Here is a 21,438-nt window from a genome sequence, read left to right on the forward strand (position 1 = left end):
GCATCAAGATGCTTCTGCATCGCAGCAATGGCATAACGCATCATCCTGAATGCCATATGAGCATCTGGCGAGCTTTGGTGCTCAATCAACGCATAGATATAGCCTTTACCCGATGTCGTTTTCAGCGACCACAGCACATCGGAATAACACGCTCGCAAATCTTCTTCAATAAAACTCCCGGGTTCCAGCTTCAGTGTGTCCAGATCGCAAAGCTCATGTAATGACGCCGGAAGATAGGTATCAAGAAAATCCCGTGCCGTATCTGGATGGCCCAGGAACTTTTTAAATACCGCATCATGCGGCGTAGAGGTTGTTGGTTTTTGCATGGCGATCCGTCACCAGAAGAACAAGATGACGGGACATTACTCGCCAGTGCTACAGACGACATCAGGGAAATGACCCCTTTGCGAGGCGTTTTCGAGGATAAATAGATGCTGCTGCAATGCATTCATTTTCCATGAATGATGTTCGCAAAAATGCCCGGTAGGCGTGAGCACCTCCGGGCATTCTCTTTTCGCTCTCCAACGATGGCGGCATCACACCAGGGTTTTGACTATCTCCATCAACCTGGCGACATCTTCTGGTCGGGTATTGCCGGTTTGCGAGTCGATAATCGAGCTATAAACATGCGGCATGACGCGCGGTACTCCTGCTTCCAGACAGGATTGTAGGATAATGCCGAAGTTATCGAGATCTATACCGCCAGTCGGCTCAATCAACGTCATGCCGTTGCGCGCCGCGGTCGTCGCCAGCGCGTACAGCTCAGGCAACGATTTCTCACCGCCCATCGGGAAGAACTTCGCGGCATGCGCGCCAGAGTCCAGCATCATGCGCACTGCGGCATCGCAGGAAACGCGGGCTGGCGTGCCCTGGCTGCTGCTGACGCCGGTGGAGATCAACACCTCTCCAGGCATTCCAGTCGGACTGACTAACGCGTTGATATGGGTCTGCTCACCGCCCGTTGCGGCCAGCGCGCCTGCCGCAAAACCACAACCGGTAAAGGTCTGGTTGACGTGTGCCGGATGGACCCGTGAGGCAATCATCGCCGCTTTATAATACTGCGCCGGGTCACCGGCCCCCAACCCCACGGAAATCGACGGCACGTCGGCCATCCAGCGTTTTACTTCCTTAACCCCTTCCTCAACCGAGGCAAACTGTGCGGAAAGGATGCCGATCACCGCGTGACCTTCGGCAGCGTCATAGATTTCCCGGGCGTTGGCGATATCCTTCGCCAGCACGTTAATAGCCACTTTATTGCGATAAAAATTAATGCGCTGCATGCTCTGCAATCTCCTTTAGTCGCGCCACGATCAGCGCCATTTCCCCTTCTGCGACCGTACGCGGATCGAGACTAAAGACGCCCTGATGAAGGTTATAACGACGCGCGTAAATCGCGATATCACCCTCTCGCAGCTGCGCTTCTACGGCGTAAGCATCCATCCCCAGCTCTTGTGCATTCACCCGAATACGAATCCGCCAGATGGCGCGCCCGGCTTCGTCCTGCTCAATATCCGCCTTCAGTCCGCGAATCGCTGAAATCGCCTGCGCCACGGGGCGAAGCTCTTCGGCGGTGACCACGGTTTGCCCCTGATGATAGTTTTCCAGGGCATACACCAGCCCGACCATATTCTCTTTGCCGATCTTCATCGCCCGGGCAATTCCGTGGTGCTGCGCTTTACACGCGGCAATCCACTTTTTCTTTCCGGTGATAAACCCGGAGGTCGGCGCGTTAAAGGCTTTTGCCCCGCTGTAGACCACCATATCCGCCCCGCTCGCCACCCAGGCGTGTAAGTCTTCCTCGGCGGCGGCATCGACAATCAGCGGCAGGTTGTGAACCTGCGCAACCTGTACAAAATCCGCAATACTCAACATGCCTTTCTGCACACAGTGGTGCGATTTCACATACAGCAGCGCGGCGGTGTTATCGGTAATCGCGCTCTCCAGCTGCCAGCAGGCCGCCAGATTACTTGAGCCAACCTCCACCACGCGTCCACCCCCTAAGCGGATCGCGCTGGTGATGGGCGCACCGTAGTCAACGTTATGCCCGCGCAGCATGACCACTTCATTAGCCATACCCGCGCTATCCGGCATCAACGTGACTCGCGCCTGGTCACCGCGGGTAATGGCCGCGGCAACGGCAATCGCAATACCCGCCGAGGCGCACGAAGTAACATAGCTGTCCTCCGCGCCGGTGTAGCGGGAAACCAATTCACCGGTACGGTCCACCAGCCGGTCAATTTCAACAAAGGCCGAAGCTGCCCGCGCGGTGGCCTGCATCACTTCCGGCGCGACGCTGGAAACGCCCAGAATCGTCATTTTGCCGCAGGCGTTAATCACCTGTTTTAGCCCCAGTTGTTGATAGATATTCTGTGTCATGGCTTACAACACTCCCAGCAGCGAACAGACCACGCTGAGCGCGACAATCGACAGCAAAATCGTGGTGTAACGCGGTCCTTTCTTCACCAGATAGAAGTAGATGGCGAACACCGCCGCCAGCGGCAGCAGGCCGGGGGCAATAGAGTCGAGGATTTGCTGGACCACCACTTCAGAGCCTTTCAGGGCGCTGAGTTTTAACGGCGTGGTGATCTTGACGTAGCTTGCCGACAGCGCGCCCATCATGATCAGGCCCAACACGTTCGCGCCGTAGATCAGTTCCTTAATTCGCCCTCCCTGCAGCAGACCAATTATCGAGTCACGTCCCAGCGTATAGCCTTTGTGCACCATGCCATAGCTGATTGCCAGCGTAATGGCCGGGTAGAGGATTAACGGTACAATTCCGCCCATCGCGCTGCCATTGGCGGCGAATGGGATGAAAATAGCAATTAACAGCGGCATCACTGCGGCCCAGATGATCGAGTCCCCCATCCCCGCCAGCGGCCCCATCAAGCCCGTTTTTATCCCGGTGATGGAGGCGTCGCTGATCGGCTCACCGCGCGTTTTTTGCTCCTCCATCGCAATGGAGATCCCCTGAATTACCGCCCCGAACGTCTGCTCTGAGTTGAAGAAGTTCAGATGGCGTTTCAGCGCTTCTACCTGTTCCTCTTTTTGCGGGTAGAGCTTTTTGATGATCGGCGTCATCGAGGCGCAGAAAATCAGGCTTTGCAAACGCTCATAGGAGCTGGAAACTTCCGCGCCCAGCCAGTAGATAAACCAGGCCTTGGTGATATCGGCTTTGGTCAGCGTACCGCTTTCACGCGCACGCTCCACCAGTTCATGTTGCATTACGTCGCTGCTCATCATGCTGCTCCTTCATTTTTCGCCAGACCTTTAATCAGGAAGGCCACGCAGGTACCAAAGATTGCCATCGCCATGATGTCTACCTTCAGGTACAGCACCGCAAAGAAACCGCCGATAAACCACGGCAGCAGGCTCTTTTTACCGATCACCATAATGGTGATGGCAAAGCCCAGCGCTGGCAGAATGCCGCCCATAATTTCAAAGGAGTGCGTCAGCCAGTGCGGCATCAGCTTGAGGAAGCTTTCCACCACGTCCTGACCAAAATAGTTGGCGGCGAAAACCACCGGGAAACGCAGTACAAGGCCAAGCAACGCCGGGTAGAGGAATGCACAGCGCATAATGCCCGCCATGTTGGCCGTTTCCGCATGTTTGTCGGCCATATGCACCCACGCTGCGTTTAACGTGCGGCGCAACTGGTCGAGGAACACGCCGATGACGCCAAACGGGATCGCCAGCGCGATAGCCAGGTTCGGGTCCATTCCGGCCTTCACGGCGATAGGAATTGAAATACAGGCAGCCAGCGCAGGATCCGACGGGACGTTACCGCCTGGCGTAGAGGTCACGCCGAGATAAACCAGCTGCATGCCTGCACCGATGATCATCGCCGTTTCCATGTTGCCTAACAGCAGGCCAACGAATACGGCAATCACGACGGGCTGTAGCAGCATGGCGGAGAAGGTGTAGCCAAGGCGTAATCGGGCAAACCAGTAATACAACCCCATCAGGCTTGCAAAGACTAAAGTATCCATAGTTAAGTACCCTGTTATCAAAGAATTAGAATTTTTTCAGGATATCGTCCAGCGACTGAGGCTTATCTTCCGGGATAGTCTGGAAGAACACCTGAATCCCACGATTTTTCAGGTCGCTCAGAATGCCGACGTCTTTTTCATCCAGCGTAATGTTCTGGAATACCGCTTTGCGGTTTGGCCCGCCGCCCAGTCCACCGACCTGAATGGTAGTGACGTCAAACCCCAACTGGACCGCTTCCTGAACCGCCGCCAGAGAAGGGAACAGCACCAGCACTTTGCCGTCACCAAGCTGGTTTTCTTTCCAGGCGGCAGCAAAACTTTGGTTACCGAAACAATCCACTTTGATGTTTGGCGGCGCGGCCATCAGGTAGATGTTTTTCATAAACGGATCGGCATCCAGCTCATCGCTAACCACCGCAATCCGGTTTGCCTGAGATTGCCCAACCCATTTAGTCACCACTTGTCCATGAATCAGACGGCTATCGATACGACATAAGACGATGTTTGCCATGATGTTTATTCCTTATTGTGATTGTTGTAATTGACGCACGTGGGCGACAACGTCCAGGCAACTGCTACGCCCGGCGTCGACCAGTTCAGCCACGCAGGTGGTCAACTGGCCATGCTCGCGTTTGTCGAGCGCCTCCAGCAGCAAAGAGGCATTGAGCCCGGAAATCACTGCCACCGGGTAATCGGCACTCAGCCGCGCCGCCACGTTAGAGGTGGTGCCGCCAATAAAATCAGTCAGGATCAGTGAACCTTCCGGCATGGTTTTCACCACGGCTTCAACGCGCTGGTAAAACTCGCCGAGCGTATCAACGGGCATCAGCGCAATTTCCGTCACGCCTTTGATTTCACCCATCACCATGCGCAGGCTGTTGCAAAGCTGTTGCCCCCAGCCGCCATGGGTCAGCAGCAGGATCTGGGGCAAGGATTCAGTGGTAGTCAAAATGGCCTCCTGGCTCGATTACATAGACATAGGTAAACAGAGCAAAGGCTGTGCCAGAATTTGTGTCACGCAGGGAAGAGAGGAGTGCTGGCGGGGCAGAAAGCCGCGCCAGTAAAGGGATTAGCTATACAGCAGTTCGTAGATATAAAAATATTCCGCGTCCGATAACCGAATGGCATAGGCCTCTTCGATCGGCAGGAAAGCGGATTTAATGACACTAAACGCGCGATTATCCAGATCCGGCTTGTTCTCCAGCGCCATCTGTAACGGTTTGCGGTTAATCACGATACGCTCGACCATACAACAGCAGTGGATCAGGAAGCGCAGTGTCACCTGACGGCTCGGTTTGAGCGAAAGCGCGGTGGTCAGATGGTTCAGCACGCCTTCCATCTCTTTGAGAATACGCTGCGGGTTGAGCACCGAAATATGGTTAATGATGCTCTCCATAGTCAACGCGCTGATAAAGCGCATCGCGCTGCGCTCCATCTCCAGACGGCGTTCGCTGCTGGAGAGATCTGGCGTCAGCAGGCTGAGCACCAGCTCGGGGCCTTGTTCAGAGAACAGCTCCTCGAGCGAGATAAACGGAATATCCGGCAGTCCTGGCTGGAAAGTGCCCACTATTCCCGCCAGGCGTTCACTGGCGTTAATCGCCTGCTGCACGCGCTCCAGGCTGCGAACTTCGTTGTAATCGAGGATCACCATCCGCGTATCCTGCGACATCAACTCACCGAAGCTCTCTTCCAGCACCTTTTTGATTTTTTCTGCCGTTCCCATCCCGGTGATGCAGGAGATAACCAGCACTTTACCGCTGTTTTCCTGCTGCGGCGTACAGAGCTGACAGGGAATATTTTTGCTCTGCATCAACGCCGCCAGCTGCGGCAAGTCGCTGGTTTCGTAGCTTAAATCCAGCCCGATTTCCAGCAGGCTGGTGAGCGTAATATTGGGCATCAGCAGAACGTCTATCTGAAATAATTTGCTGATCGTACTGCCAAAATGGACCAGCGAGCCAATATCCACCATCAGGATCAACCGGCGATATTGCCGGGTCTGGATCATCTGTGTCAAAGCTTCCAGCGTGTCATGCACCGACTGCTCGAAAGGCATATCGATAGCGCTGAACACCTCGCGCTCCAGCACGCGATTCACGTACTGCGCCTGACTTGTGGCGGTCGTCGCACCGTGGGCAATCAAAATCACCCCGCAGTCCGGACTGGCGTCAATCCGTTGGCGGTAATGGCGACACTCTTTGAGGAACAGGCACAGCCAGACCACTTCCGTCGCCGGACATTGAATATGCAGTAGTTCATTGATTTTCCGGCATAGCAGCGTGGCGTTATCATATTCATCTTTGCAGCGATCGAGGATCAGGCTGGAAGAATAAAGTTGCGGAATAAGGCCGCGCTGCACATAGCCAATCAGCGCCAGGAAGTGTTTGCGCAGCGGGTTAACCAGATTTTCCGGCAGCGTAAAACCAAGCACCTGCTCAACACAGCCGATCAACAGCGTGACTCGCTCTTCAATCTGATCGCCATAGCGCGGAGGATGCGCCACGCTGTCGCGGCTATAGAGACCATATTCAAATATCGAACTGAGCTTGTTTTTGAGGATTGCCAGCGTTTCGGCTGGCGGCACGTTGCTGTTACGCAGGTTGATATATTCGCGGGTCAGGAAGCTGTAGAAAAGATCGCTCTCTTCAATTTCGGCTCCGGTGGCCAGCGAATTTTTCAGCGCCGGCAGCGTGCGGGCATCGATGCTTAAATGCTCTTTGCCTTCGAACAGTGCGCCAACCAGCAGACGTTGTTCCGGCGTGGCGTTAAAGGGGATCTCTGTCAGACGTTTATCCAACTGTAGCGTATCGCTGTGCTCCGTCATTCCCGAAGCCCAGGCCTGGGCGCAGAGAAACTGAATATCGCTCTTGAGCTGACCAATATTGCCTTCCAGCGGCTTGTTCAACAGCCAGAGCAGCAAGGTACGGTCGATGCTTATCGTACGCTCGATTTTGCGGCTCTCACGCTGTAAGAAGCCAACGATCAGTTCAACCTGCTCTTCCACCGAACGCTGGCGGATGCCGGGCAAATCGATACATACCTGAATACGTCGCTGGAAAGTGCGCAGCAACGCCGAACTTACCGGTTCGGTGGTCGCACATATCAGGCGAACCGAGATTGACCGCGCCACGGCGCTTGAGCCCAGCGGGCGATACTCACCTTTGTCGAGAATAGAAAATAGCTTTTCCTGACCTTCATACGGCAGGCGATGCACTTCATCGAGCAGCAGATAACCGCCGTCGGCCTGCTCGACCAGGCCGGGTTTATTTTCGTTTGCGCCGGTAAATGCCCCCTGTCGATGACCAAACAGGTGCGAAGAAAGCAGTTCCGGGTTATGGGCGTATTCCGCGCAGTTAAAGTAAACCAGCGGCGGCGACGTTCCCACTGCGCGTTCGCAGGCGAAACGGTGCATCAGTTCGGCAAAAAAGGTTTTGCCGACGCCGGAGGGACCAGTCAGCAGAACGTGCAGCCCGTGGGGATACAGCACCGCCGCGCGGCCTTTTTCCACCGCGTCGCGCAGGCTGCGATCGTAACCAATCAGGCCAGAAAAGGGATCCTCTGTCGCCTGGTTTTCCTGAACAGGTAACAGGTCGGCAACGGTTTGCACTTCGCGCTCGGACTCATCCAGTTTGCGCCCCAGCAGCGTTTCAATCGCCTGACGATGCAGAAAGAAGACAGGGCGTCCGCGGCTTTTAATCGCCAGGCCGTCGTTCCAGAGCTGATTGAGATCTTTACTGACCGAGTTGCGCGCCAGTCCGAGGTTAAAGCCGATAGCTTCCGCTGTGAACGCCGTTTCCTGCGCCAGATGGGCAAGATTCAGTCCTCGCGTCAGCCGTTCCAGCTCCCCCAGTATTATCTCAATCCGTCTCATCTCTTTACCGCTTAAGAAATAAATGATTGTTCAGAACATACACTATTCTGCTACGCAAGACAGTGAGGAGGCGTCCAGACCTTCCGGTCATCAAAACGTTTTCGACAAATAATGCCGCGCTGAGCCGGTTTCCGGAAAGTTATCGAGGGTCATTTGCAGCTGATAGCCGTTTTTCTGATAAAACGGCAGCGCCTGGAAACTCATCGTGTCCACCAGCGCATGCAGGCATCCTCTCTCACGCGCTGTCTGCTCGGCAGCCTGCATCAATTTTGTGCCATAACCGCCTTTGCGCAGCGAATCATGCATCCACAGGAAATCAATGCACAGCCATTCGCCTTTGATTTTGCCAATCAACCCGCCCAGAATTTCATTGCGTTCATCGCGCCAGTACACCGCCAGGTCGCCAAAGTTGGTGGTTCTCAGGAACTGACGGTTGTAGGCGCGCAATCCGGCAAGCAGGGCATTTTGATCGTCTTCGGTAATGGTATCTGTAATCTGTATTTGCATCCTATCCTCCTGAAAAACTACAACTTCTGGCTGATTATTTGTTTAGAAATTAACACAGGCTGATGAGTGAGGCGCATGCCGTCTACACTTACTCTTGAGATGATGCGCATCGACAACAAGGATTATTATCATGAAACGAGCCGCTTTACCGCTTATTGCCATTCTTTTCACGCTGCCGGGTTTAGCGCAGGCCGATTCGGCTTACGGCTCTCTACAGTCTGTTCATGAAAAAAACACCGTATTAAAGGATTTACGCAAGATTTGCACCCCACAGGGATCCCCCTCCGATGACGTGTGGGAAAAAACGATTATGTCTGATACACGTAATCAGCAGCATATCCGCGAGGCTATTCTGGCAATACAAAGAAATAACCAGAACAACTACTGGGAAGCGTTGGGCAAAGTTGAATGCCCGGATTTGTAACTATCGTATTGAAAAACGAGCGCTGTAACCGGTTTCTGTTTAGCAAAATCGCCTATTGTGTAGGGAAGTGAAATACATCAAGGAGCAAGATAATGCGATACCGTTTTCCAGAAAACTTCTGGTGGGGCAGTGCCTGCTCGGCGCTGCAAACCGAAGGGGATAGCCTGAATGGCGGCAAAAGCCAGACAACATGGGACGTGTGGTTCGACCGCCAGCCAGGGCGTTTCCACCAGGGGGTTGGTCCGGCGAACACATCCACGTTTTATCAGCACTGGAAACAGGACATCGCACTGCTCAAGCAGCTGAAACACAACAGCTTCCGCACCTCAATCAGTTGGTCACGACTGATTCCGGACGGTACTGGCGAGGTGAATCCTGAGGCCGTCGATTTCTATAACAACGTCATCGACGAGCTGCTGGCGCAAGGCATTACGCCATTTATCACCCTGTTCCACTTTGACATGCCAATGGTGATGCAGGAGAAAGGCGGCTGGGAAAACCGTGACGTGGTTGAGGCGTTTGGCCGCTACGCACAGACGTGTTTTACATTGTTCGGCAACCGGGTGAAGCACTGGTTCACCTTTAACGAGCCGATTGTCCCGGTAGAAGGCGGCTATCTGTATGACTTCCATTACCCAAACGTGGTGGATTTCAAACGTGCGGCCACCGTGGCGTATCACACTGTACTGGCGCATTCCACGGCGGTGCGGGCGTATCGCGCCGGAAACTACGGCGGTGAAATCGGTGTGATCCTGAATCTGACGCCCTCTTATCCACGCTCGCAGCACCCGGCGGATGTAAAAGCCGCGCACCATGCGGATCTGCTGTTTAACCGCAGCTTTCTTGATCCGGTACTAAAAGGGGAATATCCGGCGGATCTGGTCAAACTGCTGAAAGAGTACGATCAGTTACCGGTATGCCAGCCGGGCGACAGTCAGCTCATCGCCGAGGGGAAAATCGACCTGCTCGGTATCAATTATTATCAGCCGCGCCGCGTGAAATGTCGTGATACTGCCGTCAATCCAAACGCGCCGTTTATGCCGGAGTGGCTGTTTGATTATTACGAAATGCCGGGGCGGAAAATGAACCCGTACCGTGGCTGGGAAATTTATGAGCCAGGTATTTACGATATTATTACTAATCTTCGTGATAATTACGGCAACCCGCGCTGCTTTATTTCTGAAAACGGTATGGGTGTGGAAAATGAGCAGCGTTTCGTTGAGCATGACCAGATCAACGACAGCTACCGCATTGAATTTGTTTCTGAGCATCTTAAATGGCTACATAAAGGCATCAGCGAAGGTTGTAATTGTCTTGGCTACCATATGTGGACTTTTATTGATAACTGGTCCTGGCTCAACGGATATAAAAACCGCTACGGTTTTGTTCAGTTAGATTTAGCAACGCAAAAACGTACGGTGAAAAAGAGCGGCGAATGGTTTGCCCATGCTGCTGAAAATAATGGTTTTGATTAAAAATAACCAGGATGCCGGATAGCGATCCGGCATACCGAGCTTTAGTTTATTGCATACCCTTTATGCGAACTTTTGCTGCCACCAGAAGCGCCGTCAGCAGCATCAGGCTGCCGGAAAGCATCAGGGGCGACAGCAGTCCGAGAGTATCGAGCGCATAGCCTCCCACCGCAGCCCCACAGGTATTGGCAAGCTGGATCACGGCGACCTGCACCGATCCGGCTTTTTCTGCCTGATCGGCAAGCGAGCGCGTGATCCACGTCGACCAGCCGACCGGTACCAGCGCAAACAACAGTCCCCAGATAATCGCAATACCCGCCGCCACCACTTTGTCACTGCCCCACAGAATCAGGACCAGTGCACTGAGCGCCAGCACCAGTGGCGCACCGGCTAACGCCAGTTTGACCGAACGCTTCAAAATCATCGACGAAAGCGACGTACCAACAAAGCTGGCAATACCGAAGCTCAGCAGCACCAGCGTCAGGCCATCAACGTCAAAGCCCGCCAGATTCATATAGATCGGGCGAATATAGGTAAAGAAGGCGAACTGTCCGGCAAAGGACATAAAGATGGCGATCATCCCGGCCATCACCCCCGGTCGCTGCAACAGGCTGAACATGTTTTGTTTCTGATGCGAAGGCTCGCCAGGCAGCGAAGGCAACGCTCTCACCACCCAAATTGTGCACAGCACGCCCATCACCGCCGCCGCATTAAACACATTACGCCAGCCGATAATACCGCCCAAAAAGCTCCCCAGCGGCGCGGCAATCACCAGCGCGATGGAGACTGCGCCAAAAATAACCGACAGCGCCTTCGGCACCGTACGTGCAGGAACCAGACGCATGGTCAGCGACGCCGACATTGCCCAGAATCCACCGAGCGCCAGACCGAGGCAGGCACGGCCAATGAGCAGCAGCGAAAAAGAGTTGGCAAAGGAAACCAGCAGACAGGAAAGCGTCAGCAGCACCGAAAACAGGATCACCACGTAGCGACGATCGGTCGCCTGAATAATTTGCGTCACAAAGAGGCTGGCGAACATGGCGACAAATGCCGTCACGGTCACCGATTGCCCGGCAACACCTTCCGAAATACCCAGATCCTGCGCCATCGGCGTTAACAGGCTAACGGGCAGAAACTCAACAGTTATCAGGCAGGCAACGCAGAACGCCACGGCAAATACCGCCGACCAGTTAGGTCGGGAATTTGCCTCAGCGCGGGATTTTTGTTCAACAGCTTCACTCATTTTGTTACCTGCGTGGGGTTATTGTAGAAAAGTTACGCAGTGTAACATTAAATTTGTGACCTATTTAACGTTTCAACAACTTTCACCGCTGAATGGCGATGTGGCTTATTCCATCTACGGCAGGGCCCTTTTGTCGACCTGAGAACCGTAACGCCATCAGGCATGACTATCAATGCAACCAATGCACGCCATCCTCGGGTTGGAAAAAGGCGTTATAGCGCATCTGGAACGCATTAAGTTCCTGCATATCCGGCTCCATCTCACGCAGAAAACCGAGCGCCAAACGTACCTGCGCATCGGTAATAGGTGCAGCCAGCCGGGCTTTTTGCAGCCAACGGTGCCATTGCAACAGGTTCTGCTCACTGCCGTCGACAATCACGATTTGCCAGATCAACAACACCTGGGCAGCATTTTGCAGATGCGATTCATCCGGGCGGTGTAGGTACTGTAAAAACGCCTCACCCTGTACTTTTCCCATCTGATCGATCATCGACTCTACCGGCACGACATCGATATTCAGTCGCTCGCTCAAACGGCGAATTGCGCGTCGTGAACCGGACGTCAGCACCCGAAATCCCACCACAAAAACAACCACCAGGGTGGCCAGCATTATCCAGATCATTAACTACGACACCTGCATACTTAAACTAATTTTGCCGAGAGTGACTGGCAGGCTTCGCGCACCCACTGAGAATATTGTGGAATACAATCTTTTGGCATTTGTAGTTCAACGCCACTGATGCTGATTGCTGCAATCACATCTTTATTACGGTTAAATACCGGTGCGGCAATGCAATAGATACCAGGAGAGTCTTCCGCATTATCAAATACCCAGCCTTGCGCGCGGATTCTGGCAAATTCCTTCATCAACGCTTTTTTGCTGGTAATGGTGGTATCGGTATATTTCGGCAGGTCTTCATCCGGCAACAGTTCGTCGATTTTATCCTGCGGCAGCCAGGCACACAGCGCTTTCCCTACACCGGAACTGTGCATCGGCAATTTTTTACCGACCCAGGTACGAATGCCAATCGGCTGGGTGTTTTCCAGCTTCATAAGATAAATTGGCGCGACTTCATCCAATATGCCCAAGTGACAGGTCAGGTCCGTTTGTTGACGCAGTTTTTCCAAAACAGGAAGCGCTGCATTACGGATATCAAACTGCTCCAATGAACGATTTCCCCATTCGTACAGCTTCAATCCTAAAAAGAAACGCCCCTTTTCCAGACGCAAAAGATGATGCTCAACCAGCGCATTTAGCAGAGAAGACGTGCTGCTTTTTGGCAATGCCAGATCCTGCTGGATCTGACTGAATGTTGCTCCAGGAGAATTAAAAAGGTAATTACAGATTTTTACCGTCTTATCCAGAGCGGGAACAGAAGTCGTGATGTCTTGGTTCATGCGCAATTAATCTTTTTTATTCATAGACTCTGCACAGTATACCGCAATCACTTTTCCCAGGTATGCGGCTTTTTTGCACATATGCAAACTGCGCTCTGTTGCCTAAATCTTACATCCGCAAACCCGATCCACCTCACAGTTGTTCATTTGTTCTGCAAAAAGCATTGACGAACGATTTGGATATTTGCTGTACTAACTTCAGCATACAGAACATAAGTTCCATATACAGAACAACAAGGAGTGAGCATGTTGAACGTTTTTAAGGGCATCTTCCCGCCAGTACCGACCATCGTTGACGATAACGGTGAATTGGATCGCGCAGGAATGGCGGTAATGATTGATCATGTGATTAGCAATGGTGCCGACGGAATGCTAATTCTGGGCAGCGGCGGCGAATTTTCACATTTCTCGTCTGAACAAAGAAAACAGATTGCAGAATTTAGTCTGCAGCATGTTGCCGGCAGGGCCCCCGTACTTATCGGTATCGCCTGCGCTAGCACAGCAGAAACTATCCAGCTTGGAAAGCATGCCGAAAAAGCGGGCGCGCAAGGAGTACTGGTAGTCAATCCTTATTATGCAAAACTCAGCGAAGAAGCCCGCTTTACGCATTACAAACGAATTGCTGAAGCGTTAAACGTTCCAGTCTTCCTATATAACTTTCCAGAACTAACCGGCCAGGATATTGGTTTAAACGTCATCACTCGCCTTGCCCGCGAAGTACCCAATATCGTCGGAATTAAAGACACTATTGATAATATTAGCCACACCAGGGAAATCATCAATCAGGTTCACTGTTTCCGCCCAGATTTTATCATTTTCAGCGGCTATGACGAATATTTACTTGATACATTAATGTTGGGGGGGCATGGTGGAATTCCGGCAACATTTAACTTTGCACCTAATATTACGCGCGGAATTTATCAGGCTGTTCAGCAGAACGATCTCGCCACGGCTAAAGCACTTCAACAACAACTGTCAGGATTATCACCTTTATATGCATTAGAACAACCGTTCTTTGGCGTTATAAAGACAGCCATAAAATTAAGTGGTGTGGACATATCAACCGCAGTTGTCCCTCCAGCATTACCGTTGAATGAAGAAAAAATAGCGCAGGTTAAAAATATTTTATCCCGTATTTCGGTGTAAACCAGCATGAGAGCAATGATAATGAACATCAACCCTGTACTAAAATTGAATCCCAAAGATGATGTGGTTATCGCAAGACAGACGGTCCCCGTGGGCACCTGGCTTGAAGAAGAACAAATTACGGTGCTAAGTGAAATTCCAGCAGGGCATAAAATCGCCCTGCATGCGTGTAACGTAGGTGATGCGGTCAAACGTTATGGGCAGATTATTGGCTTCGCAACTCAGCCAATTAAGCCCGGCGAACACGTCCACATGCATAATTTAGGCATGGGCGATTTTGAACGAGATTATGCCTGGGGTGAAGACTGCCATTCTCCCTCCTCGGTTCCTCAACAGGATACTTTTTTGGGTATCCGCCGGGCTGACGGCCGCGCTGCTACACGCAACTACATCGGCATTTTAAGCTCCGTAAACTGTAGTGCTACGGTCGTCAGAGCGATTGAGGATCACTTTCGTCTGCATGGTCTTGCAGACTACCCAAATGTTGATGGCGTAGTGTCGTTGCCACAAAGTTTTGGCTGTGCCATCGGATCTAAAAGTGAATCAATGGATGTCATGAGACGTACGATGGCTGGTTATGCCACCCATGCAAACTTTGCCGGAGTAATCATCGTTGGGCTGGGATGCGAATCCAGCCAAATTAAAGATATGATGAACGCCCATGGGTTAGCTGATGGCCCAATGATGCACAGCTATACCATTCAGGAGGTGGGCGGCACACGTCATGCCATTGAAAAAGGAATTAACCTGGTTAACCAAATGCTGCCTGTTGCTAACCGGGTAACACGTCAACCAATCCCTGTATCAGAAATCATTCTCGCATTGGAATGTGGCGGTTCCGACAGTTATTCCGGGATTTCAGCCAATCCAGCGCTGGGTTATGCGGCAGATAAGTTGATCCAACAAGGTGGAACAGCGATATTATCTGAAACCTCCGAAATTTATGGCGCTGAGCATCTTCTTACTCGCCGCGCCGTTTCCCGTGAAGTCGGGGAAAAACTTATCGCCCGTATTCACTGGTGGGAAGAATACTGTCGCCGCACTGGAAGTGAAATGAACAATAATCCCTCTGCGGGTAACAAAGTCGGAGGGCTGACGACAATACTGGAAAAATCACTCGGTGGTATTGCTAAAGCAGGCACAACAAATCTGACAGAAGTGTATGAGTACGCGGAACCAGTTACCGCGAAAGGTTTTGTCTTTATGGATACACCAGGGTATGACCCTATTGCCGTCACGGGGCAAATCGCCGGTGGGGCAAATCTTCTCTGCTTCACAACAGGCCGCGGTTCGGCGTTTGGATCCAAACCAACCCCAAGTCTGAAGCTGGCTACCAATAACGCACTTTGGGAACGTCAGCAGGAGGATATGGATATAAATTGCGGAACTATTGTAGAGGGGGAAGAAACAATTGCAGAAGTCGGTGAACGTATTTACCAGATGATTCTTGAGATGGCATCCGGTAAAAAAACAAAGAGTGAGGAATTTGGCTATGGCAGTCAAGAATTCGTCCCATGGACTATTGGCTCCATAATGTAACACTTCACAATATAATAATACCTCGTACCGCCATACTCATATTATTATGAGTATGGCAAGGAGCCCTTATGTCTCTTGTTAATGCAAATACTGAAGAAGAAAAATTAAAGGCAACAACTGTAAGATGGCGGATATTTATCATCATGCTTTTATTAGGCGCCATTAATTATATTGACCGCACATCTCTTTCCATTGCCATGCCATATATTACGGATGAATTTGGCATTACTGACACACGCGTTGTTGGGGTTATTCATAGTGCCTTTTTCTGGGCTTATGCTTTGATGCAAATTCCCAGTGGAGTTATTGCTGATAAATTTAAAGCGAGAAATATCATAGCGCTTGCCACTATCTTATGGGGAGCATTTCAGGCAGTCGCGGCGCTGTGCCACTCCATTTTTACTCTCTCACTTTCTCGACTGGGGTTAGGCGTTACTGAATCTCCAATTATGCCCGCTGGCGCAAAGTTAATGGGGACATGGTTAACACCAACAGAACGCGGGCGTGGTTCGATGCTACTTGATGGCGGCGCGCCGTTGGGGACGGCATTAGGGGCGGTGATCATCGCAGGACTTATTGCTTTTTTCGACTCCTGGCGTATGGCATTTGTGGTGGCAGGTGTGGGAACAATGGTGGTCGGCTTACTGGCCTGGTGGTACATCCGCACTTATCCATCAGAACATCCCAGCATTAATAAAGCAGAACTGGACCATATTACCGCTGCAAACGGTGCTGAAACCAGCAGCAAGAAATACCGTCTGGCCGACATCAAACCTTATCTAAAACAACGGAATGTGATTGCGCTCATCGGTGGTTGGGTTTGCTACAGCTTTGTGTTCTACGGCCTGATGACCTGGCTGCCGCTCTACTTTCAGGCCACCTACGGTTTCGATATCAAATCGATGGGTGGAGCAATGGCGCTGATCTTCTTGCTGTGTTTTGTCGGCCAACTGACCGGCGGCTACATTATGGATAAATGGCGCAGCAAAGGGGCAAAAACAAGCCGTGTGATGCATACAATGTTGGCTATTTCTGCCACTACCGCTGGCGTTGGTATTTTCCTTTGCGCACAAAGTTCTACACCAGCCGTTGCGATAACCCTGCTCACCATTGCCCTTTTCCCATTGCGGTGGGCCAGTGTTTACTGGTCAATACCAGGGCTGCTAGGCGCGCAATCTGTTGCGGGTACCATCTGTGGGACCATGAACTTCACCAGTAACTTATTCGCCGCTATCCTGCCAATTTTTATCGGTTTCCTGGTGCAATCCACCGGAAATTATTACGCCGCCATGATGTTCTTTGCACTGGCTGCTGTGGGTTATCTCATCTGCTCGCTGCTGATCAATTTTGATAAAAAAATGGTTATTGCCGACGAGTAATCCCCTGAATATGGCCCGCTTAGGGCCATCTTTTCGTATCAGGAATGATGTATGTTCAATTCAGAGAATTTTATTGCCGTGGATTGGGGCTCCAGCAACCTGCGCATTTGGGTCTATCAACAGAATCAATGTGTCTGGCAACACGCCGATCAGAATGGTGTACTCAAGCATAATCCTGACGCATTCAAAGATACCTGGCTAACACTGCTAAGTTTGTGTCCGCAGCCATTAAGCAAAGATACAACCGTCATAATGAGCGGTATGGTGGGCAGTAATATCGGTTGGGTAGATAGCCACTATTTGCGTTGCCCAACCCCGTTAAGCGCATTATCGCAGCATCTGACAGCGGTTGAGGATGCGGGTCCTTTTCCCACTTTCATCGTACCGGGTCTGCAAATTGCCGGACCAAAAACCTACAACGTCATGCGTGGAGAGGAAACGCAACTTTTTGGCGCCCTGACTGATGACCTCTGGTACGTCTTCCCTGGGACACACAGCAAATGGGTTCAGGTGCAAGAGGGTATCGTCTGCGATTTTCAAACTATCATGACCGGCGAGTTTTTTCATTTGCTCTCCCACTATTCCATAGTGGGAAAAAATGCCGGGGAACAAAACACGAACATTCAGGCTTTTTTAGACGGAGCCGAACGTGGCTGGAATGAAACGTGTTTATCCCGCAGCGTATTTGACCTCAGAGCTCGAATACTCAGCCATTCCTTGCCACCCGACACGCTATACGAATCTCTCTCAGGATTACTGATTGGCCACGAAATCGCGCAAATGCTACAGCATTACGCCATTAACACCGGGGAAGAAGTCGTTTTGGTAGGCAATGAAGATTTGCTCAGCCGCTATCAAAGTTTGTTTCATCATTTCGGTTATCGCTGTCGTCTGTGCAATGGTGAAAAAGCATTTATTAATGGTATCAGGAGACTTTTACATGAATAGCCGTAACCCTTTGGTCGCCATTCTGCGCGGAGTGAAGCCTGATGAGGTGCTGGCTCATATTGACGCGCTGATCACAGCTGGCTTCAGCACAATAGAAATACCGCTGAATTCTCCAGACTGGAAAAGCAGTATTGCTTTGGCCGTGGAGCATTATGGCCAGACGATAAAAATCGGTGCAGGGACGGTTACTAATGTCGCGGATATCAGCACTCTCTCTTCACTTGGATGCGCATTTATCCTTACACCCAACACCGATCCGGAATTAATTGATGCCGCCAAAGCGGCCCAAATGAAAACCTGCATCGGTTGCCACACAGCCAGCGAAGCATTTCTTGCACTCAGGCACGGCGCAGATGGACTGAAAATTTTCCCTGCGGGAGAACTGGGACCGAATTACATCCGGGCATTAAAAGCGGTTTTACCTCCTCAAACACCTTTATATGCCGTAGGCGGAATTCGCCCTGACAAGCTGTCTCATTACCTGAATGCAGGTTGTTACAGTGCCGGATTAGGCAGCGATCTTTATCGCATTGGGCAATCCGTCCACCAAACTGCAACAAATGCGAAGCTATTTGTTGAGGCTTATAACAGCTACTGTCAGCATAATGAGGCATAAAAAAGCCCGCCATTAAGGCGGGCAAAAGTTACCAATGCACACTTAACTTAAGCGACTTTCAATTGTTGAATCTTTTTCTCGCGACGAATTTTACGTTCTTCAAACACGGCCACGATGGCCATCAGGCAGATACAACCGATGGCGGCGGTGTCCAGCGCGGCGAAGGTTCCTGCCCAGCCGGTGAGGCCGAAGACCGGCGTACCATCGGCAATCATCCCCAGGCCAAGCTTGGCGAAACTGTCACCAATCAGATAGGCGAATGTCCCTTTAATCCCATCGGCTGCGCCGATCGCTTTTTTCGGCACAAATCCGACTGCCGCCACACCAATCAACAGCTGCGGACCAAACACCAGGAAGCCCAGCGCAAACAGCGACGCCAGATAAACATACTGGTTGCTGGCGTGCTGATAAACGCCCAGTGTCGCAATGATTAATGCCAGCGCCACGCAGGCCACCAGCGCCCGGCGACCATTCGCCAGGTCAGAGAGCCAGCCCCACAGCAGCGTGCCGACCAGCGCGCCCACTTCAAAGAGAGTAAAGCCCTGAATCGCCACTTCTTTGGAGAGCTTCAGCTCCTGGAAAGCGTAGACGGTGGACCACTGGTCAATACCGATACGCACCACGTACAGGAAGATGTTGGAGAAACACAGCAGCCAGATCACTTTGTTTTTCAGCACGTACTCAACAAAGATCTGCCATTTGGTCATCTCGTTTTCTTCGGTCTCTTTGTCTTCTTCGCTGATCTCCTCACCGAACAACTCTTCGGCTTTACCGAGGCCATACGATTCCGGGGAGTCGCTGCCATAGCGCAGGCCGATAAAGCCAACAATCAGGGCGATAATCGACGGGAAGATAAACATACCGATGACGTGACCGTCGAACAGGTAGTTGGCGCCAAACAACGCCACACCCGCCGCACCGGCACCGCCGAGGTTGTGGGAGATGTTCCACATACCGAGATACGATCCACGCTTACGACGCGGCGTCCATTTGGTGATGGTGGAATAACTACACGAGCCGCCGGTACTCTGGAAGAAGCCGCTCAGCGCGTAAAAGGCGATCATCAGAAACAGGCTGGTCGAACCCGCCCCCATGCTGGCGCTAAAACCGAGCATACAGATAGCAGAGAGGATCAACATAAACGGCAGGAACTGCTTGGTGTTTTTGCCATCCGCGTAATAAGAAACCAGCGTTTTACCCACGCCGTAGGTGATGGAAAAGCCCAGGCCAATCATCCCCAGCTGCGTCATGCTCAGCCCGTAGGTGGAGATCATGTCATTCTGCGCGATGTTGAAGTTTTTGCGGATCAGGTACATGGTCAGGTAGCCGATGAAAACTACCAGATAAGACTGCATGAACGGTTTGAACCACATTTTGCGCCGCACATCGAGCGGCAGATCCAGGGTTGGCTTGCGCACCTGGTTTAAGAAGGCCAGCATAGGACTCTCCGAGCTAATTTTTATACCTGCGAATAGCAGGCATTGTAAAAATCAGCCGGGGATCACGCCTGAGACAGCGTCCAGGTGAAACCGGGAAAATTTCTTAGTTTTACCCCACTCGGGGCAAAAAGGTGAGGTACATCACGCTTCACCAGGCTCACGCGGCGCCTGGGCATTCAAAAACGGCAACAGCAACAGCGCGGAGATCCCCGCCGCGATGGCGATAACCACAAAGAATCCGGTCCAGTGCCAGACTTCCATTACCTTCGCCAGCGGCCAACCGGAGAGCGAAGCGCCCAGGTAAGCGAACAGCCCGACAAACCCGGTCGCCGCCCCAGCCGCCTCTTTGTGCGAGCACTCCGCCGCCGCCATACCAATCAGCATTTGCGGGCCAAAGACGAAAAATCCGGTGGTGAAGAAGCACGCTGCCTGCATCACGTAGCTGGCGAACGGCATCAGCCACAGCGAACCGACGGAAAGCAAAATCCCGGCGGCAAAAATCAGGTTCATTGGCCCACGATTGCCGTTGAACAGCTTATCTGACCCCCAACCCGCCACCAGAGCCCCAATAAACCCGCCCAGTTCAAACATGGTCACCGCGGTGTTGGCGGTCACCAGATCGACCCCCAGCGTTTCTGACATGTACAGATTACCCCAGTCATTGATCGCCGCACGTACCACGTACACCAGCACATAACACAACGACAGCAGCCAGATGTAGGGATTCAGCAACACATAGCGAGTGAGAATTTCTTTGCGGGTTAAGCCTGCGCCCTCCTGCTGCTGGGCAATTTCTAACTCATCATGTCGCCAGTCGCCAACCGGAGGTAAGCCAATCGCCTGCGGCCTGTCGCGCAACCGCCAGCACAGGAAAAATCCGACCACAATCGCCAGTATTCCGGCAATCATCATTCCTGCACGCCAGCCATAATGCAGCGCCGTCGCCGCCATCACGATAGGTATCAGCGCCCCGCCGACGTTGTGCGCGGTATTCCACAGCGCCCACCAGCCGCCGCGCTCGGTACGCGAATACCACGCGGTCAATAAACGCGCGCAGACCGGCGAACCCCAGCCCTGGAAAAACGCATTCAGTGCCCACAGTAGCGCAAAGGCCCAAAGCGAGGTCGAGAAACCGAACAGGATGTTTACCACGCCGGTGGCAATCAAACCAATGCCCATAAAATAGCGGGCGTTGGAACGATCGCTGACGATACCAGAGACAAACTTCGACAGGCCGTAAGTGATGTAAAACAGCGTTGCCAACAGGCCAATGTCGCTGCGGGTCAGCACACCGCTGGTGAGGATATCCGGCACCGCAGCGTTGAAGCTTTTGCGCGTGAAATAGAACAGCGCGTAGCCAAGCCAGATGGTGGTCAGAATATGCCGCCGCCAGTAGCGATAACGGGCATCTACCTCACTTTTATTGGTAATGAGTGGCGCATTAGCCGGGGCTTTTAGAAACTGAAACATTGC

21 protein-coding genes are annotated in these 21,438 nt (G+C 52.2%); 7 read left to right on the forward strand and 14 right to left on the reverse strand.

Annotation, left to right across the window (positions count from 1 at the left end):
* The 9 genes from JTI85_RS00915 to JTI85_RS00955 form a co-directional block, all read right to left on the reverse strand.
* Positions 1-326 (reverse strand): Rpn family recombination-promoting nuclease/putative transposase (locus JTI85_RS00915; protein ID WP_219352550.1); only part of this gene is annotated, 326 nt, incomplete at its 3' end.
* A gap of 210 nt (positions 327-536) precedes the next feature.
* Positions 537-1,280 (reverse strand): 2-dehydro-3-deoxy-phosphogluconate aldolase, encoded by a 744-nt coding sequence (locus tag JTI85_RS00920; protein ID WP_137364199.1) that lies wholly within the window; start codon positions 1,278-1,280, stop codon positions 537-539.
* A complete protein-coding gene (gene dgaE, locus JTI85_RS00925) occupies positions 1,267-2,376 on the reverse strand; it encodes a D-glucosaminate-6-phosphate ammonia lyase (RefSeq protein ID WP_116360322.1) in 1,110 nt (369 codons plus the stop codon). Before dgaE ends, JTI85_RS00920 begins: the two co-directional genes overlap by 14 nt.
* A gap of 3 nt (positions 2,377-2,379) precedes the next feature.
* Positions 2,380-3,240: a PTS system mannose/fructose/sorbose family transporter subunit IID gene (locus tag JTI85_RS00930; RefSeq protein WP_005121522.1), complete on the reverse strand. Its 861-nt coding sequence runs from the start codon at positions 3,238-3,240 to the stop codon at positions 2,380-2,382.
* Entirely contained in the window at positions 3,237-3,986 is a 750-nt protein-coding gene (locus JTI85_RS00935; protein ID WP_003023960.1) for a PTS sugar transporter subunit IIC, read from the reverse strand. The genes JTI85_RS00930 and JTI85_RS00935 overlap by 4 nt, the downstream gene beginning before the upstream one ends.
* 25 nt (positions 3,987-4,011) lie before the next feature.
* A complete protein-coding gene (locus JTI85_RS00940) occupies positions 4,012-4,497 on the reverse strand; it encodes a PTS system mannose/fructose/N-acetylgalactosamine-transporter subunit IIB (protein ID WP_003023959.1) in 486 nt (161 codons plus the stop codon).
* Positions 4,498-4,509: 12 nt separating this feature from the next.
* Complete coding sequence (locus tag JTI85_RS00945; protein WP_003023957.1) at positions 4,510-4,935, reverse strand: PTS sugar transporter subunit IIA; 426 nt, start codon at positions 4,933-4,935, stop codon at positions 4,510-4,512.
* Positions 4,936-5,055: 120 nt separating this feature from the next.
* On the reverse strand, positions 5,056-7,854 hold the full coding sequence (gene dagR / locus JTI85_RS00950) for a transcriptional regulator DagR (protein ID WP_219352006.1): 2,799 nt from the start codon (positions 7,852-7,854) through the stop codon (positions 5,056-5,058).
* A 90-nt stretch (positions 7,855-7,944) separates the two neighbouring features.
* Positions 7,945-8,361, reverse strand: a complete 417-nt coding sequence (locus JTI85_RS00955) for a GNAT family N-acetyltransferase (protein ID WP_003844473.1) — start codon at positions 8,359-8,361, stop codon at positions 7,945-7,947.
* 130 nt (positions 8,362-8,491) lie between these two features.
* Here JTI85_RS00955 and JTI85_RS00960 point away from each other — a divergent pair, with 130 nt between their 5' ends.
* Both JTI85_RS00960 and JTI85_RS00965 read left to right on the forward strand, forming a co-directional pair.
* Positions 8,492-8,785, forward strand: a complete 294-nt coding sequence (locus tag JTI85_RS00960; protein ID WP_003840665.1) for a YicS family protein — start codon at positions 8,492-8,494, stop codon at positions 8,783-8,785.
* A gap of 92 nt (positions 8,786-8,877) precedes the next feature.
* Entirely contained in the window at positions 8,878-10,260 is a 1,383-nt protein-coding gene (locus tag JTI85_RS00965; RefSeq protein ID WP_219352007.1) for a glycoside hydrolase family 1 protein, read from the forward strand.
* A gap of 46 nt (positions 10,261-10,306) precedes the next feature.
* Here JTI85_RS00965 and nepI read toward each other — a convergent pair whose 3' ends face one another.
* The 3 genes from nepI to JTI85_RS00980 form a co-directional block, all read right to left on the reverse strand.
* Positions 10,307-11,500, reverse strand: a complete 1,194-nt coding sequence (nepI, locus tag JTI85_RS00970; RefSeq protein ID WP_199954679.1) for a purine ribonucleoside efflux pump NepI — start codon at positions 11,498-11,500, stop codon at positions 10,307-10,309.
* A 169-nt stretch (positions 11,501-11,669) separates the two neighbouring features.
* The gene (locus tag JTI85_RS00975) at positions 11,670-12,122 is read right to left on the reverse strand and encodes a DUF1198 family protein (RefSeq protein ID WP_003827141.1); all 453 of its coding nucleotides are present in this window, start codon (positions 12,120-12,122) and stop codon (positions 11,670-11,672) included.
* A 20-nt stretch (positions 12,123-12,142) separates the two neighbouring features.
* Positions 12,143-12,898, reverse strand: a complete 756-nt coding sequence (locus tag JTI85_RS00980; protein ID WP_005121514.1) for an IclR family transcriptional regulator — start codon at positions 12,896-12,898, stop codon at positions 12,143-12,145.
* Between the two features lie 246 nt (positions 12,899-13,144).
* Here JTI85_RS00980 and JTI85_RS00985 point away from each other — a divergent pair, with 246 nt between their 5' ends.
* The 5 genes from JTI85_RS00985 to JTI85_RS01005 all read left to right on the forward strand — a co-directional run bounded on the left by JTI85_RS00985 (position 13,145) and on the right by JTI85_RS01005 (position 18,526).
* The gene (locus tag JTI85_RS00985; RefSeq protein WP_219352008.1) at positions 13,145-14,044 is read left to right on the forward strand and encodes a dihydrodipicolinate synthase family protein; all 900 of its coding nucleotides are present in this window, start codon (positions 13,145-13,147) and stop codon (positions 14,042-14,044) included.
* 21 nt (positions 14,045-14,065) lie between these two features.
* On the forward strand, positions 14,066-15,583 hold the full coding sequence (locus JTI85_RS00990) for a UxaA family hydrolase (RefSeq protein WP_061066882.1): 1,518 nt from the start codon (positions 14,066-14,068) through the stop codon (positions 15,581-15,583).
* A gap of 68 nt (positions 15,584-15,651) precedes the next feature.
* Positions 15,652-16,962 carry an MFS transporter gene (locus JTI85_RS00995; protein WP_005121510.1) on the forward strand — a complete coding sequence of 437 codons (1,311 nt, stop codon included), beginning with the start codon at positions 15,652-15,654 and terminating at the stop codon, positions 16,960-16,962.
* A 51-nt stretch (positions 16,963-17,013) separates the two neighbouring features.
* On the forward strand, positions 17,014-17,910 hold the full coding sequence (locus tag JTI85_RS01000) for a 2-dehydro-3-deoxygalactonokinase (RefSeq protein WP_061066883.1): 897 nt from the start codon (positions 17,014-17,016) through the stop codon (positions 17,908-17,910).
* The gene (locus JTI85_RS01005) at positions 17,903-18,526 is read left to right on the forward strand and encodes a 2-dehydro-3-deoxy-6-phosphogalactonate aldolase (protein WP_219352009.1); all 624 of its coding nucleotides are present in this window, start codon (positions 17,903-17,905) and stop codon (positions 18,524-18,526) included. Before JTI85_RS01000 ends, JTI85_RS01005 begins: the two co-directional genes overlap by 8 nt.
* A gap of 47 nt (positions 18,527-18,573) precedes the next feature.
* Here the strand turns inward: JTI85_RS01005 and uhpT are convergent, their stop codons facing one another.
* Both uhpT and JTI85_RS01015 read right to left on the reverse strand, forming a co-directional pair.
* Positions 18,574-19,965: a hexose-6-phosphate:phosphate antiporter gene (uhpT, locus tag JTI85_RS01010; RefSeq protein ID WP_115642655.1), complete on the reverse strand. Its 1,392-nt coding sequence runs from the start codon at positions 19,963-19,965 to the stop codon at positions 18,574-18,576.
* A 141-nt stretch (positions 19,966-20,106) separates the two neighbouring features.
* Positions 20,107-21,435 (reverse strand): MFS transporter, encoded by a 1,329-nt coding sequence (locus tag JTI85_RS01015; protein ID WP_061066885.1) that lies wholly within the window; start codon positions 21,433-21,435, stop codon positions 20,107-20,109.
* Between the last annotated feature and the right edge of the window lie 3 nt (positions 21,436-21,438).

It is taken from the genome of Citrobacter sp. Colony219 (assembly GCF_019382635.1).
Lineage (GTDB): Bacteria > Pseudomonadota > Gammaproteobacteria > Enterobacterales > Enterobacteriaceae > Citrobacter > Citrobacter youngae.